The organism is Paenibacillus sp. 1781tsa1, assembly GCF_024159265.1.
GTDB lineage: Bacteria > Bacillota > Bacilli > Paenibacillales > Paenibacillaceae > Paenibacillus.
The window spans coordinates 5,858,315-5,873,631 of the sequence record NZ_JAMYWY010000001.1 but is presented as its reverse complement, the minus strand read 5'-3'; the positions used below and the strand labels follow the sequence as shown (position 1 = coordinate 5,873,631).

Genomic DNA, 15,317 nt, shown 5'->3' with positions numbered 1-15,317 from the left:
GAGGCAAACATAGTGAATGCGGTTATCATTTCCAGTAAAGCTTCTACGCTAGTCCATGAAGCCATAGGGAATACAGATGTTAGTTTTGAAAAAGTAGGTCGTTTTGAGAGTGGTCAGTTTATCGAATTTTGCGAAGCTGTAGCTAGAATTAATATTAATGCCTTTATAACTGATCTAGATTGCACCGATTCAAACACTTTTCTACGTGGCATTAGTCAATATCGAACAGTACGTTCGAATACTCGAATTATTGTCATTGCTCTTGATCGTTATGAGGATGACGGAATTGTTCATGAATTGGCAGACATGGGGATCAATGTTGTCACAACCTCGCCAGGAACGAAGCCAAAGTCCATTATTCCAGCATTGCGCAATTTATTGCCAAATCAAGGTGAAATAACTGGAAATGGACAAGAGGATTGGGAATCAACAGATTCTGATCTTGAAAAGATAAAGGATCGTATTTATCGCTATACAGCGAAATTAACCTCTGCTGGCAGTTTTGACTCATCAGATGTGATGGATTTGGAACTTCCAGATGTGCCGATTCAAGAAAGGATTATTCTTAAAGATCGGATCATCGGAACCATTTTAGTTGCAGTTATGGGTGTTGAATCCAAAGTCGGATCAACTCATCAGAGTATATTAATTGCAAATTATTTAAAACGTAAAGGTTACTCCGTAGGTCTAGTAGAGGCCAACAGTTCAAGTGACTTTACAAGTATTGAGAACGCGTATGAAGGAACACAGGATTTCAAAAGCAATAACATCCACTTCTCTATAGAGGGCGTGGAATATTACAAAAATAATAGCAAATTGGATATTAACCATCTGATTACAGCAGGACATGACTACTTAATTTTGGATATCGGGAGCTTTGAAGAAAGTGACTGGAGTAAAGAGTTCTACAGAGCGAGTGTAAATATTGTGCTCGGTGCAGGTAGCGAGTGGCGACAAGGAAAGATTAGAAGATTTAGAGATTTACATAAAAAAATGGATCAGTCTAATTGGGTTTATTGTGTACCATTTGTTGAAAATCTCAGTATCCAAGATATTCGAAAAGATCTTCCAGGGAATCTCGTATATCGAATTCCTCCACATGCTGATCCTTATAAACACCAAGGAGATACAGACTCGGTATTAAACAAGTTGATGAAAAGCTACATGGGGGACTCTAAGAAGATATCTTCAAAAGCATTATTGTATGGTGTCCTTGGACTGTGCATCGTTATTATTATTGTTTTGATAATATTATTGGTCGTGAATAACTAAGTTTAATCATGTTGGATTGAGAGGAGTTCGTTATGTCTAAGATTCGTTTTAGGCAGAAGCAGTTGCTTCTGTCCGCTTCCATTGGAGGAGCAATCATTTTATTTGTTTGTGTTATCGCTGGCTATTTTATTATTGACTATATTCAAGGAAGATATGTTGAGCGAACACTTCAGATTGAGCAGCAGCTTCAAGATGCACAGAAGAAGTTGAATGAAGATAAGATGAAAGTAATCGTGCTGAATGACAATCATAAGGCCGGGGATTTAATAACAGAAGATGATGTGAGTTCTCTAGTTGTACCGGTTAGTACTGTACCTCAGAATACAGTAGAGCAAGCAGAGGTTGTAGGCAAGCGAATTAAGATTGATCTTCAGAAAAACTCTATCATTACCTCGCCAATGTTGTTCGAAGATGGAATAACACCGAAAGACCTTAGAAACCAAGAGTTTAGTCTAGTACAGCTTCCTTTAAAGTTGAGGAAAGATGAATTTGTAGATGTTCGGATTCGCTTCGCAACAGGTCAGGATTACATAGTACTTTCTAAGAAAAAAGTAGAAGATTTAAATAATGGAACAATATGGTACAAAATGAATGAGAAGGAAATTTTGACGATGTCAAGTGCCATTGTAGATGCTTACATCAATGATGCCTCTATCTATGCATTAAGTTATGTTGATCCTTACATGCAGGATGGTGCAATCATCAACTATCCATCTAATCCTAAAGTATTGGATCTCATCGAATCTAATCCTAATATTGTTGGATTGGCAACAACGGCTCTCGAACGACAAGTAAGAGCAAGATTAGAACAGGATCTTCAGTCCATGAGTGATGAAGACAGACAAAAGTATATCAGTGGACGTAATACGACGGAGATGAACTCAAGGGAGTACATTACTGAGACAGAAGGACAAGGAAACACACCAACATCTCAGCAAGATAACTCTCTTATGAATGAGAACTCCACGGACATGAATCAGCAAAATAATATTGGGAATGAACCAAATGCAACTTCAGACTCAGGTGGTATGTTCAAAGATAGCAATACACGTGAACCTGCACAGTAAATAAGGAGACCGAGATGAAGCAAATACTTGTTATTGGCCATTATGATAAAACGGATTTTATGATGTACCTTGGTAAATTGTTGTCGATGGATCATCGGGTTCTGCTTGTAGATGCAACGCAAACTAAGGATTACGAGTTCGTATTTCCTAAAATTGATCATTCTCTCACAATAAACACTCATGATCAATTTGATGTTATGGAAGATGTCCACTCGTATGAGGAACTGATGCATAATCTGGAAGAACAGAAATATGATTTTGTACTCATAGATTGTAATGACGAGGCTTCGTTGGTTGATTGGCCAGAAGTGGATTTTGTTTATGTTGTGACTTCCTATGAGAATCCTGTTATTCAGAAAAACGTTAACCTTATTCGCGCGTACTTCCAGGGAGAAAAGTTATCCTCTGTTAACCTTCCGGTAACGAAAATTATTTATGAGGTTAGTAATCATCTGGACGAAAAATATATGGATAGTCTGCTGGATGAACTACCTTTATTGTGGAAAGAGAGTCTTGTTTATTATCCTGATGAACGTGATCAGACACTGAAGATTATTAATCAATATAAAAATACAGTCATGGTCAAACGTATGTCCAGTTCATACAAGCTAGTCATTAAACAGGTGATAGAGTTCATCCTTGGGTTGGAAACGTCAAAAGTTAACGCACTATGGAAGCGGGCCGAAAGGAGTAATTAACATGGGGAAAATTGCATTATGGGGTATGCAGCATGGATTAGGCGTAACCAGTGCAACCGCTGCTTTGGCTGCATTTATCGGGTTGGAGTATGATGTGAGAACTTTAGTATCTCAACCGCAGCGGACGGACGGTGATATGGAGCGGTTTTTCAATAAAACAATTAATCAATATAATCGGCAATTTTTTGCCATTGGTGGATTGGGGCTCGACTCATTAGAGCGTGTTGCGAAGAGCAGTAAGCTTGAACGCAATAGTGTTAAAAATTATACACTAATGGTAGAGCGGAATCGATTGGACCTTCTATGGGGAAGTGAACGTCTTAATCGACCACAACAGGGTTCGATCGAAGCTGTGAATATGGTATTTCGTATGGCGGCAGAATACTATGGCATTTCACTTTTGGATGCTAGAAGTGGGCAGGATAACGAGGTCTCTAACAGCCTGATTAGCGATGCAGATTTGGTGGTTATCTGTGTGAATCAAAATATAAGTGTACTAGAAAAATATTTTGACAATCAAAGGAAGCATTGGCCAGAGGTGCTTGATGAAAAGCCTCATCTGCTTCTTATGACGCAGTATGATCCTATGTCAAAATATAAGATCAAAAATATAGCTAACAAGTACAAGCTCAAAGCCCCTATATTGACGATTCCCTATAACACAAGCTTCAAAGATCATTTAAATGATGGTGACATTAAAGGTTTCTTTGCTAGAAATCGATTTGTTGGCAGCAGTCATGAGAATCATTACTTCATACAGGAAGTTGGCCGTGCTGCAAAAACAATACTGCATGAGATTGGTATTAACACCAAACTGAAGCGAATTGAAAGAGGGAATTAAGATGGGACTGAATTTCACCATTAATTTCCTCGCAATTGTTTTGATCGTAGCTGTTTTAATTACGTATTTATTCTTGAAGCTGAACAGAAAGCCTGGTCAGGTTGGAACACGTCAGAAAAATGAAAATGAAGAACGGTTCCAATTTGATTACCTTCTTGAATACGTTAAAACCATGATTAATGAGTACGTAAACAGTAACTTGTTGGATATGGGAATGACAAGCGAGGAATACAATCGTCGTCTGGGAGTTGTAGCTGAGCTAAGAAGTGCCATGAAAAATGCGACTTCAGGTGACATACAAGAGAAGATTTATCTTAAGCAATTTATATCTGATCTTTTGGAACGTAATTATGGTTTTAACGATGATAATATCGATAGAATCATTCCTTTTGAGGATGAAGATCAATTAACACAACAAGATAAATTTGATATTTTGCTTCATTTATATAAAAAGAAGCACGGATTTCAAGGTCTATCCAAGTTGATCGATAAGTATCAATTGGATCAACCAAAAAAAGTTATTGAAGATGGAACGGTAGATTCATATGTAATTACGGGTGATGAGATTGACTCCATTTTTGTCAAAGAAGCACGTGGTGGTTTGGAGTTTGATGACAAGTTAGCTATCGTTGTACAGCGTGTATACCAGCATTACAAAGGGTTTGGCGTGATTGACGAAATTCGTGATATGTCCATTGATGGCGTATCTGGTGGTGTATCAGGTGTTCCTACCAATATGCAGATTGTGGAAGACGAGATTTCATTACTGCAAGGAATGAAGCAATATAAGTATCCAGGGTACCAAAGTGTATGGATTTTCTTTCGAGGTAAATCTATCCATTTATCGTTTTTAAGTTTTGAAACCGACCTAGAATTGAAGAGGGTATGTCAGAACATCTATAAGTATGACAATCCAGGTCAACTAACGGAGACGAACGGTTTTAAAGTCAATGAAATGAAAGATGGATCCAGGGTCGTGGTTGTTCGACCGCCATTTGCAGAGAGTTGGGCATTTTTCGTTAGGAAGTTTGATCTACCTAATATGAAATTAGATCATCTGATCTCATCCAAAGATGCCGTAAATGCTGAATTAGCTAGAGATATGATTAAGTACCTGATGAAAGGTGCGCAGGTTACTGCATTTACTGGACCTCAGGGTTCAGGAAAGACATCTTTGGTCATGGCCTCAGTTAAATACATATATGCTACGTTAACTTTGAGGATTCAAGAGATGACATTTGAGCTGCATTTAAGAAGGCTATATCCACAACGTAACTCACTAGCATTACGAGAAACCGAGAATATTGCTGGACAAGCTGGACTAGACCTTCAGAAGAAAACGGACGGTTCCGTAAACATTCTGGGGGAAGTCGCTACGGATCCCGTGGCAGCTTGGATGATACAGATGTCGCAGGTAGCTAGTCTGTTTACGATCTTTACACATCATGCGACCTCTGCACGTGAATTGGTATGGTCTTTGCGGAACTCATTGCTCAAAACTGGAGTGTTCCAGAATGAGCGTATTGCAGAAGAACAAGTAGCAAATGCAGTGCAATGGGACGTTCACATGCGTAAAGAAATGAATGGTAAACGTTACATTGAGCGAATCACAGAGATCACACCTGTTCGATTTGAATCGGATACGTTGGAGCATGAAGAAGTGTTATCCAAAGGTGATTCTATTGAGAGTAAGTTGGATGCCTTGGTCAATCTTCAAAGAGAAGTGTACAGAAGGAATAGCGGAAGAGTATGGAATGCACGAAATATCATTGAATACCGTAATGGTGAATACGTTGCTGTGTCTCCAATTTCTCCTGAAAAAATCGAAAAAATGTTGTTTAACATGAATGAGGAAGATCGTGAGAACTTCGGGCAGTTTCTGAATGCACACTGGGGGCAGGCTCAATGAATAAGTGGATATGGATTTTTGCCATTGCCGGTGGTGCTCTGCTTATTTCGGGCGGAATACTTCTTTATCTTATTCTCAAAGATCGCAAGCGGAAGAAGAATCGTGAGAATGTATGGCCTTCTTCTAAAAATGTTACAGGAAAAACACCACGACAATTGTTGGTGTTTTACCAGAAATCATATCATCAACTGATCAAGGTTCCGATCGTCAAGTCACAGATTCTGAAGATTCGTAAACGTCTGACTGCGATCAACACTTACGATGAGTATTCATTGCGTAAAGAAACGATGCGAATTACCTATTTGACACTAGGGTCTATCATTGTTGGTCTTATCGTACTGGCAATAATCAGCAAAAGTTGGCTGGCATTATTCTTTGGAGCGTTAGCAGCAATCGTTATAAACGAATTATGCATCGATATTTTTGTGAACCGGGTTGAAGACCGTCTGTTAAAACAGTTCTCGAACGTTCTGGAGGATGATCGTCATCATTATCAGGAAGTGCGGATGGTTGATGAGGCTTTGTATCAGGCTGCCCAATCGTCACCACACGACATCAAGCTCCAGACGGAGAGAATTCACGAAGTATTAACATCCAAGGATCCGGCTCGAGAGCTGGAAAAATACTATGCTGTCGCGCCTAACCGTTATTTAAAGGTATTTTCCGGAGTGTCTCATTTGATTATGGAGTATGGTGATCGCAACGTTCAAAAGGGCTCCATGTATCTGAATGCCATTAATAAATTTGTGCAAGAGATCAGATATGACCTGATGAGGAGACAAAAATTACGTTACAAATTAGGTGGGCTGACCTTACTTGCACTTATTCCAATTCTGCTGTCGTTTCCTTTGCAGCGTTGGGCGGAAAATTATTTTCCAATTACGACAGAGTTCTATGACAGCAGAATTGGTTTTCTAGTTCGAATGTTCATATACGCTTCAGCTGTAATCTGTTACTTGCTAATTCGCAAATTATCGGAGAATGATGAAGCCAAATATGTAGCTAAAGGCCCGCGAAAAGAGTGGGAAAAGAAAGCATATTCTTGGTCTTGGGTCAAATGGATCGTGGATCGATTGGTCCCGTCACCAAATACGAGGAAGCATCATCGAACCAACATGCTCCTCAAAGAGGCAAACTCTCATCTAACATTGGAATGGTTGTATATCCACCGAATCGTTATCTCTGTCTCCGCGTTTATTGGTGTAATTGTGTTCTCTGTGTTTTTACATTACAACAGCGTACACCATATATTCAGCAAACCGACGTCAGAAGCAACGAACATTCTTGGATATATGAATGCGGATGAATTGGAGCGTGCTAATCAGGTAACGACAATGGACAACCAAATTATCGAAGATCTTCGGACAAATAAAGATTTGACGCGAGAACAGGTTGTTCAGTCCATAGAAACTCATTCAAATGAGCCCTTAACAGATGTGGCTATGAATAATACTGTCAATCGGATTATCGGTAAAGTAACCGTTGTGAACAATGAGTATCTAAAATGGTGGGAACTCCTTATCGCTATAGGCTTTGGAGTTACAGGGTATTACATCACCATATGGATTCTACAATTTCAGCGTCGGTTACGCGCATTGGAAATGCAAAATGAAGTGGACCAGTTCCATGTGCTTATCTCGATTCTGTGTGAATTTGAACGGATATCTGTGGAGACCGTACTTGAGTGGATGGAACGATACAGTATCATTTTCAGACCAGCACTGCAAAAATGTCTACTCAATTATGATAGTGGTGCAGAGGAAGCCTTGAAAATGCTGAAATCGGATGCGCCGTTCGATTCGTTTGGTAGAATCGTGAAGCGTCTAATGCAAGCGGTAGATAAGCTTTCGTTACGTGAAGCGTTTGACGATCTGGAGATGGAACAAGAGTATTATGCTGAGCAGAAGAAGGAACGCCTTGAGCGTTTGATTCGAAAGAAAACATCGTATGGCAAGTTATTTGGCTGGACACCAGGTGCACTGCTGATTGCACTATATCTGGTCTTCCCATTCCTTTACATGTCATTCAAACAACTAAGTGATATATCAACACAATTACAAACCATTTAAGAGGGGATTGATTTTTTCATGGAAGAAAATACAGGCGTCGGAATACGGGTCGCAGCCGGTATATTCCTCACCATCATGTTGATTACAATTGTAGTTATTATTACAATTTCATCGCAGGATGCGGCAAAACAGGGCCAGACAAAGATGGCTGCAATTACGACGCAGTTGTCGGATACAGAGTACCAGACTTATAGTAATACAACATTATCGGGTAGTCAGGTTCTGAACGCAGTGAGGCAATATATGAATCAGGAGCAATTTGGTGTGCAGGTTATTACGGGGAAACAGCGGTTGTCTGGTGATGACGATAAAAAGAAAGGTGTATTTTATGGGAATACATTTGACGCTAGTGGGGAGGTTTCAAAAATATCCAAAAATACTTCTTTAACTAATGCAGAAGACCAATCTTCCATCGCATACATTAACCCTAGTGGAAAGTTCAAATCTTCTATCGTCAGAGATAAGAACAATATGATTCGTGGAATAATTTTTGAACAGGAATAGTTTCCATCTGAAATAAGCAAAGAGAGGATTGAATACGTTGGAAGAGAATACAGGCGTCGGTATACGAGTAGCGGCGGGCATATTCCTAACAATTATGTTGATTACGATTGTAGTTATTATTACGATTTCATCGCAGGATGCAGCAAAACAGGGACAGACAAAGATGGCCGCGATTACAACACAACTGTCGGATACGGAGTATCAGACGTATAGCAATACTGTCTTGTCAGGTAGTCAGGTTCTAAATGCGGTTAGACAATACATGAATCAGGAACAGTTTGGTATCCAGGTTATTACGGGGAAACAGAGAGCTGGAGGTGACACCGTAGGTAACTATTATGGTAATACTTTTGGAGTTGAAAATGGAATAGTAAGTACTATGAATAATGATCAAGATAAAAGGACAAGTTTAGTGAATGCCGAGGATCAAGCGAGTGCCCAATATATTAATCCAAGTGGGAAATTTATATCTAGTATAGTGAGAGACGGCAATAATATGATTAGAGCTATTAAATTTGTACAGCAAAATTAGATAGTACTAACTCAAGTCGTAGGAGGTCTCCAATGAGCGAAACAGTTGAAAAGTTCATATTAGTTGCGGCGGAGATCAGCATCGTAATTATCGCTTGCATATTCGCTCTTGGAGGCATTCAGTCTCAGGATGCGGCAGTAAACGTTACACATAAATCCGCAGTGAATGAAGAGCGAAGATTGTTCACAAGTCTTGAAATTACGGAGCAAATTACCTACACAGGTGCAGAAGTTCTTCAAAGCATAAGACAAATGAAAACCTTGGACGCCAATATTCGTGTAGTTAATAAATACTTCTATAGTTCAGATGATATTGAAAGTATTGATGTATCAGGAATCAGTCTTAATCGAACCTATGTTGTTTCATATATTCGAGACAGCCAAGGCAAAGTACAAACCATTGTTTTTACATAAAGGGTGAGCTAGTGTGGAAAACTCTTTCTCCAAAATATTAGGCATTTTCATTGCCATCGTGTTGTTATTCTTGTATCCGTTGTACCAACAGGCTCAAAGACAGGATGACTTGTCTCAGATCGTTATTCACTCAGCTGTGACTACATTCGTGGATTCCGCTAGAACCAAGGGGTATATCACTCCCGAGATGTATCTGGAGTTTAACCAAAAGCTCGGAGCTACGGGGAATCAGTATGACATCCAAATGGAACATTTACACAAGAAGTACAATCCGGAATATACTGATCCGGCTAATCCGGCTACTTTCCGTGATAGTTTCACGACCTACTTTGATGGTCATTATAATCAGGAAATTATGCAGAGATTGTTTCCCGATAGTCTAGCATCTGATATCGATCGCAGATATGTCATGGCGGTAGGTGACTTCTTCACCGTGAAAGTGAAAAATGTTAATCGTACTATGGCAACAATTCTTAGTGATGTTTTTACTGGAGGCATTACGGATGGCAACGTTAAGGTCTATGTTCCTTACGGGGGAATGGTAATCAATGAAGATTACTAATCTGGCAATATTGTTTATCTGTATCTTTGTCCCTTTCTATCTCGTCATGGATTTTCGAACAGGAGACCAAAAAACGGCTCAGGCCTTATCGAATCAATATTCAGCTTCACTGCATACTGCAGTCCAGGATGCTTCTCAGATGCTAAATATGAATGTACTCCAAGAATATGAGGCAGGTTATCAGTCGAGAAAATTCTTCTTTGCGAATAAAGAGAGAGCGCTGGACACTTTCTTTCGCACACTCTATTTGAATTTTGATGTTGTCAATGACCCTGTTAGACAGGGGGCTCTTGCCGGATATATTCCAGCAGTTGCCGTCATTGATTACGATGGCTATGACTTGTACGCAGTGGATGAGTACAGGGATGCCAATAGCGAGAGGGTATTCAAGCATATGTGGAGACCGAAGAAACCATATTCGTACTCGGACGACAGAGGAAACAGTATTAATTTCACGTTGGACAGTTATGTATATGCGTATGATTCTTACGCAAAGGCTTGGGTTGAAGGGTTCCGTGAAGATTTGGAGGGCACAACCAACATTCCTTTATTAGACAATGCAGCCAATTTTGAAGCGATGCGAAAAAGTGTCATCGTGAAAAGTATTCAACAGGATCTGGCTTATTATATAAACAAACATAATGAGTACGCGACTCGGTACGGAGTCCATTATACCTTTAGTCTTCCACAAATTTCACAGGAAGAATGGATCAACTCCATCGATGACATTGGAATTATGGCATTTATCCAAGGAATTCCGATAGGGGACCAATTCTATAACAACTACGCTCTTGGTGGAGGCCGACTGGTCAAGAAAACAGAGATTAAAGGCGCAGTCGATCTGACAACCGGTATTAAATATTATTACCCTAGTACATGTTCTTATGGTTATCGGGAAGATGAGACCTTCTCAAGTGAAAGAGATGCAGCAGCAGCAGGTTATTATCCGAAGGGTTGCATGAATCGCTAAAAAAATACGTTGAAGAGGAGGCAGACTGAGCATGTCCCATTTTTTTTATAAGAGATCGCCTAGGATTATTAAGGAAACTTCGGGAGAGGAAGTGGAAATTTTCTCCCCGCCCTCACTTCCTCAACCACCACAACTGAACATTATCTCGATTATGGTTCCCATCATGGTTACAGTTGCAGGTGGGGCGGCAATGATGACTTTTTACCAAAGTCGGGGGAATGGGCAATTTGTAACCGTACAGATGATTTCCCTCTGTATGATGGTTGTTTCATATTTTGTACCTGTACTGGTTCATTTCCAGAATAAAGCAAAGCATCGCAAGAAAATTAAAGATCGTGAACGTTTATACGACAATCACATTAATGAGAACAGGGAAACGCTGCAGAACTGGAAGAACGAATTGATTTTGAACTGGCACCAAACCCATTTGGATCCACAATTTTGTATCAATATGGTCAAGGAGCGAAGCTCTTCGGTATGGGAGCGAATTCCACAGGATTTTGACTTCTTGAAAGTCCGCGTCGGCATTGGAACCGTGCCAAGTAACTTCGACATTACGGTACCTAAGCAAAACGGAGTTGAGAAGGAACCGATGCTTGAAAAAGCGAGGGAAATGACGGAGAAATTCACTACAATTACGAATGCTCCCGCCCTGCTGGACTTGAGTAAATATCGCATTATCGGACTTGTTGGCGACGAAGAAGAACTAAATATGTTCTGTCGTACTGTTGTGACCCAACTTGCGGCAAATCATGCACCAGACGAGCTTAAGATGGCCGTATTTATGAACAAGATACAACGAGAAAATTGGGACTGGATGAGGTGGATTCCGCATGTGTGGAACGACACCCGTTCGGGTAGATACCTGTTTGAAGAACGTGGGTATCAACCTCAATTGATGGAACAATTATTTACGATGCTACAGCGTCGCCAATGGTTGAACAAGGGGGAGAAAGCACTCCCGTTTTACGTCTGTTTCCTGCCATTCATTGAGATGCTGGAGCATGAACCTATTCTTCCTTTGATGATGAAGAGCTCAGAGGTCATTGGCGTCTGCAGCATCGTTCTTGCACCGAGCAAGGACGTTCTTCCGAAGGAATGTGAACTTGTTATTGATTTGCATTCGGCTGAAGGGGTCATGCGTTCAACAAATGTAACGGGTGGTTCTGCTGGCGATGCTACCTATGCCAAGCCTAAGGATGAGATTCCATTTGTACAACCCTTCAAATCAGATCAGATGACACTGGAACAAGCAGATCAATTTGCACGTCAGATTGCTCCTTATCGGATCAAGCGAAATTCTGCGGATGAGATTGTAAATGTGCTTACGTTGTTTGAGTTATTTGGAATACAAAATATAGAACAGTTTCATGTGGAAAACAATTGGCAGAAGTCACGTTATCCCAATACCCTGCCTTTCCCTGTGGGTGTTAGAGGGGGAAAAAAACCGGTTCTGCTGAACCTTCATGACAAGATCGAGCGTAAAGGACATGGTCCTCACGGACTTATGGCAGGAACAACCGGTTCAGGTAAAAGTGAAGTTATTCAATCCATTATTGCATCGCTTGCGGTTGAATATCATCCCCATGATATGGCGTTTATGCTGATTGACTATAAAGGTGGGGGCATGTCCAACACGTTCCAGGAATTGCCTCACGTTATTGCCACAGTAACCAATCTGGAAGAAGAAGGGTTAATCGAACGTTCTAAGGTTTCTCTTAAAGCCGAGCTTAAACGAAGACAGCGGTTATTCATTGCTGCTGGTAATGTACAGCATATTGACGAATATTATCTTACAGAGTGGAAAGATCGAGATCCTCTCCCGCATCTATTCATTGTCATCGATGAGTTTGCACAACTGAAAAAAGACCAACCTGAGTTCATGAGTGAACTGGTTTCCATTGCGGCTATTGGTCGGACATTGGGTGTGCATCTGCTCTTGGCAACCCAGAAACCAGGCGGCGTTGTAGATGATAAAATCTGGAGTAACTCCCGTTATAAAGTCTGCCTTCGGGTTCAGGACGAAAGTGATAGTCGTGAGATGATCCGAATTCCGGATGCTGCTCATATTACAAACCCGGGTCGTGGTTTTCTGCAGGTCGGTAGTAATGAAGTATTTGAATCCGTTCAATTCGCATGGAGCGGTGCTCCATATCGACCAGATCAGAGTATTACGCAATCTGACCGCAATATGTACGCTTATGAATTGGATGGTCGCAAGACCAAGTTAAGAGACCAGCTTGAATTGATTCAGGAAACAAAACCTTCTGAAGAAAAGACGCTCAGTAAAAAACAATTAAATGTTCTTATTGAGCATATCGCGATGAAAGCAGAACGTGAAGGTATTCAGCGTCTACCAGGTCCTTGGCTGGAGCCGCTGCCTAATCATCTGACCTTGGAAGATCTGGCTGTTAGTTCAAGTGAACCAGGTAAAATTTTGAATCCACAGGTTGGACTTATTGATGATGTAGTGAACCAAAGACAATTTCCACTTCGGATCGATCTGGAATCAGGACATTGGCTGATATATGGTATGCCAGGTACGGGGAAAACAACATTTATCCAGACCTTGCTATATTCACTGGCAATGGAAACGACACCTAATGATGTGAATATCTATGCGCTCGATTTCGGAAGAATGCTGAAGGATTATACACTGTTGCCTCATGTGGCGGATGTAATTCAGGATGATCAGGAAGAGAAGATGAACCGATTGTTCAATTATCTGGAAGAGACCATTAGTAAGCGTAAAACGCTGTTTGCTGAAACAGGAGTAAAATCCAGATTGTCTTACTGTTCCGAAACTAGAAATACGCTGCCGGCCATACTTGTTATTATCGATAGCTATGTTAGTTTCCGAGGACAGTTCGAGAAGCTCCATGAGAAGCTGGATCCTCTGTTACGCGAAGGTCCAGGACTTGGCATTTACTTTGTGGCAACGATCAATCGGATTTCCGATATGTTGGAACGCATCCGCAGTAACTTCCCAAATGTTGTCTCATATATGCTTGCAGATGCAGGGGACTATAACTATGCCGTAGGAAGGCTGACCAAAGCACCAACACAGTTGCCGGAAGGAAGGGCCTTTGTGAAGGGAGCAATCCCTCCATATGAATTCCAAACGGCGTTATCCATTAATGCGGTGAATGAGTCTTCCCGTGCTAAGTTATTGCGCGAACAGTTTGCAGAACTTGATGCCACTTGTACGACTGCTAAACCAGAGTCTATTCGAGTGCTGCCTGAGATAATCACAATTCCAGAAGCGACAGGTGATCTGAATCTGGCCTCTAGTCCTGTTTTACCTGTGCACATGAACATTGATAGCTTGAACATGCTCGGCTGGGATATGGAGGCAGATGGACCATATTTCATGGTGGCAGGAAGAATGGAATCTGGAAAGACATCGCTACTTGTTACGATTGGCCTAATGTCTGCTATGAAGTATATACAGGAAGAGCTCGAACTCTATCTGTGTGACTTTAGACGTACGCCGCAAGGACTGGGAGTGTTGAAAGACCTTCATCATACGGTGGCATTTGCAACCAATGAGGCCACGATGGAGGAAATGATCGAAGCTCTCCGTAACAAACTGGAAGAGCGAGTTGCTGATCCGGATGAATTTGCTCCTAAAATGGTGCTGATTATTGACGACGTTGATTTCATCGCGAAGCGTATTTCTCGAACAATCACAGGGCATCTGGAATATATCACCCGAAATGGACGGGAGCATGGGGTGTATATCATTGTATCCGGACAAGCCAATGCGATTAATCGTAACTATGATGATTGGCTTAAAGACATCAAATCTGCTCAGATTGGCTGGTTATTAGGCACAGCTGAGTCTAATGACGCCGAGTTATTCAATATCAAAGTTCCTTATGTTTCTGGCAGCCGTTTGCTACCAGATGGAGAAGGCTTCTATGTTAAACGTAAGTTCGTAAATGTTAAAACGGTGCATGCATTTGCTAATGGTGTTGCACAGATTGAAGAGCAAGTAGTAATACGAAATGAAAACTCGAATCTTGTCGCAAATTAAGGTTGAAAGGAAAAAAGACTCATAAATGAGTCTTTTTTCCCAAAAAATGTTTGGCAATTGTATAGTCCATTGTATACAATAGTAAATGGTTAAAATTTATAAAAATGGTATAAAGGGGAAGATGAGAATGGTAAGAATTAAAATTACACCTGAAGAGATGGATCAAGCATCAAATAAATTCAAACAAGCTCAACAAGAAAGTGAACAGCTTACTCAGCAATTAAACTCACTAATGCAAACAATGCAAGCTGAATGGGAAGGTATGCAATCTAATGCCTTTTATCAACGTTATACGGAACGTCAGAATGAAATGAAATCTTATATTCAAATGCTTGGGTTTGTTTCGGAAGAACTAAGCAAAATTTCAGATAACTTTAGACGCGCAGATGAAGCAAAATAGTTACATAAGAAGCCAGGTAAACTTACCTGGCTTTTTCTATATCC

13 protein-coding genes are annotated in these 15,317 nt (G+C 40.7%); all 13 read left to right on the top strand.

Features of this window, described 5'->3' with window-relative positions:
• The first annotated feature begins 12 nt into the window (after nucleotides 1–12).
• The 13 genes from NKT06_RS26400 (at nucleotide 13) to NKT06_RS26340 (ending at nucleotide 15,273) form a co-directional block, all read left to right on the top strand.
• Entirely contained in the window at nucleotides 13–1,272 is a 1,260-nt protein-coding gene (locus tag NKT06_RS26400) for a hypothetical protein (RefSeq protein ID WP_253440814.1), read from the top strand.
• A 32-nt stretch (nucleotides 1,273–1,304) separates the two neighbouring features.
• Nucleotides 1,305–2,339 carry an SAF domain-containing protein gene (locus NKT06_RS26395; RefSeq protein WP_253440812.1) on the top strand — a complete coding sequence of 345 codons (1,035 nt, stop codon included), beginning with the start codon at nucleotides 1,305–1,307 and terminating at the stop codon, nucleotides 2,337–2,339.
• 14 nt (nucleotides 2,340–2,353) lie between these two features.
• Entirely contained in the window at nucleotides 2,354–3,037 is a 684-nt protein-coding gene (locus NKT06_RS26390) for a hypothetical protein (protein ID WP_253440810.1), read from the top strand.
• A 1-nt stretch (nucleotide 3,038) separates the two neighbouring features.
• Complete coding sequence (locus NKT06_RS26385) at nucleotides 3,039–3,878, top strand: hypothetical protein (protein ID WP_253440808.1); 840 nt, start codon at nucleotides 3,039–3,041, stop codon at nucleotides 3,876–3,878.
• Nucleotide 3,879: 1 nt separating this feature from the next.
• Complete coding sequence (locus NKT06_RS26380) at nucleotides 3,880–5,787, top strand: P-loop NTPase family protein (protein WP_253440806.1); 1,908 nt, start codon at nucleotides 3,880–3,882, stop codon at nucleotides 5,785–5,787.
• Nucleotides 5,784–7,856, top strand: coding sequence for a hypothetical protein (locus NKT06_RS26375; RefSeq protein WP_253440804.1), 2,073 nt, complete (start codon nucleotides 5,784–5,786; stop codon nucleotides 7,854–7,856). The genes NKT06_RS26380 and NKT06_RS26375 overlap by 4 nt, the downstream gene beginning before the upstream one ends.
• Nucleotides 7,857–7,874: 18 nt before the next feature.
• Nucleotides 7,875–8,360, top strand: a complete 486-nt coding sequence (locus NKT06_RS26370; protein ID WP_253440802.1) for an ABC transporter permease — start codon at nucleotides 7,875–7,877, stop codon at nucleotides 8,358–8,360.
• A 37-nt stretch (nucleotides 8,361–8,397) separates the two neighbouring features.
• Nucleotides 8,398–8,892: an ABC transporter permease gene (locus tag NKT06_RS26365; RefSeq protein ID WP_253440800.1), complete on the top strand. Its 495-nt coding sequence runs from the start codon at nucleotides 8,398–8,400 to the stop codon at nucleotides 8,890–8,892.
• Nucleotides 8,893–8,924: 32 nt separating this feature from the next.
• Complete coding sequence (locus NKT06_RS26360; RefSeq protein ID WP_253440797.1) at nucleotides 8,925–9,305, top strand: hypothetical protein; 381 nt, start codon at nucleotides 8,925–8,927, stop codon at nucleotides 9,303–9,305.
• Between the two features lie 13 nt (nucleotides 9,306–9,318).
• On the top strand, nucleotides 9,319–9,867 hold the full coding sequence (locus NKT06_RS26355) for a hypothetical protein (RefSeq protein WP_253440795.1): 549 nt from the start codon (nucleotides 9,319–9,321) through the stop codon (nucleotides 9,865–9,867).
• Nucleotides 9,854–10,837, top strand: a complete 984-nt coding sequence (locus NKT06_RS26350; protein ID WP_253440793.1) for a hypothetical protein — start codon at nucleotides 9,854–9,856, stop codon at nucleotides 10,835–10,837. Before NKT06_RS26355 ends, NKT06_RS26350 begins: the two co-directional genes overlap by 14 nt.
• A gap of 31 nt (nucleotides 10,838–10,868) precedes the next feature.
• Complete coding sequence (essC, locus tag NKT06_RS26345; RefSeq protein WP_253440791.1) at nucleotides 10,869–14,873, top strand: type VII secretion protein EssC; 4,005 nt, start codon at nucleotides 10,869–10,871, stop codon at nucleotides 14,871–14,873.
• 127 nt (nucleotides 14,874–15,000) lie between these two features.
• Nucleotides 15,001–15,273, top strand: coding sequence for a WXG100 family type VII secretion target (locus tag NKT06_RS26340; protein ID WP_076210969.1), 273 nt, complete (start codon nucleotides 15,001–15,003; stop codon nucleotides 15,271–15,273).
• Nucleotides 15,274–15,317 lie beyond the last annotated feature (44 nt).

Coding starts and splice junctions, on each gene's coding strand:
- NKT06_RS26390 (WP_253440810.1), top strand. CDS start 2,354: ATGAAGCAAATACTTGTTATTGGCCATTATGATAAAACGGATTTTATG.
- NKT06_RS26340 (WP_076210969.1), top strand. CDS start 15,001: ATGGTAAGAATTAAAATTACACCTGAAGAGATGGATCAAGCATCAAAT.
- NKT06_RS26360 (WP_253440797.1), top strand. CDS start 8,925: ATGAGCGAAACAGTTGAAAAGTTCATATTAGTTGCGGCGGAGATCAGC.
- NKT06_RS26350 (WP_253440793.1), top strand. CDS start 9,854: ATGAAGATTACTAATCTGGCAATATTGTTTATCTGTATCTTTGTCCCT.
- essC (WP_253440791.1), top strand. CDS start 10,869: ATGTCCCATTTTTTTTATAAGAGATCGCCTAGGATTATTAAGGAAACT.
- NKT06_RS26395 (WP_253440812.1), top strand. CDS start 1,305: ATGTCTAAGATTCGTTTTAGGCAGAAGCAGTTGCTTCTGTCCGCTTCC.
- NKT06_RS26370 (WP_253440802.1), top strand. CDS start 7,875: ATGGAAGAAAATACAGGCGTCGGAATACGGGTCGCAGCCGGTATATTC.
- NKT06_RS26385 (WP_253440808.1), top strand. CDS start 3,039: ATGGGGAAAATTGCATTATGGGGTATGCAGCATGGATTAGGCGTAACC.
- NKT06_RS26375 (WP_253440804.1), top strand. CDS start 5,784: ATGAATAAGTGGATATGGATTTTTGCCATTGCCGGTGGTGCTCTGCTT.
- NKT06_RS26380 (WP_253440806.1), top strand. CDS start 3,880: ATGGGACTGAATTTCACCATTAATTTCCTCGCAATTGTTTTGATCGTA.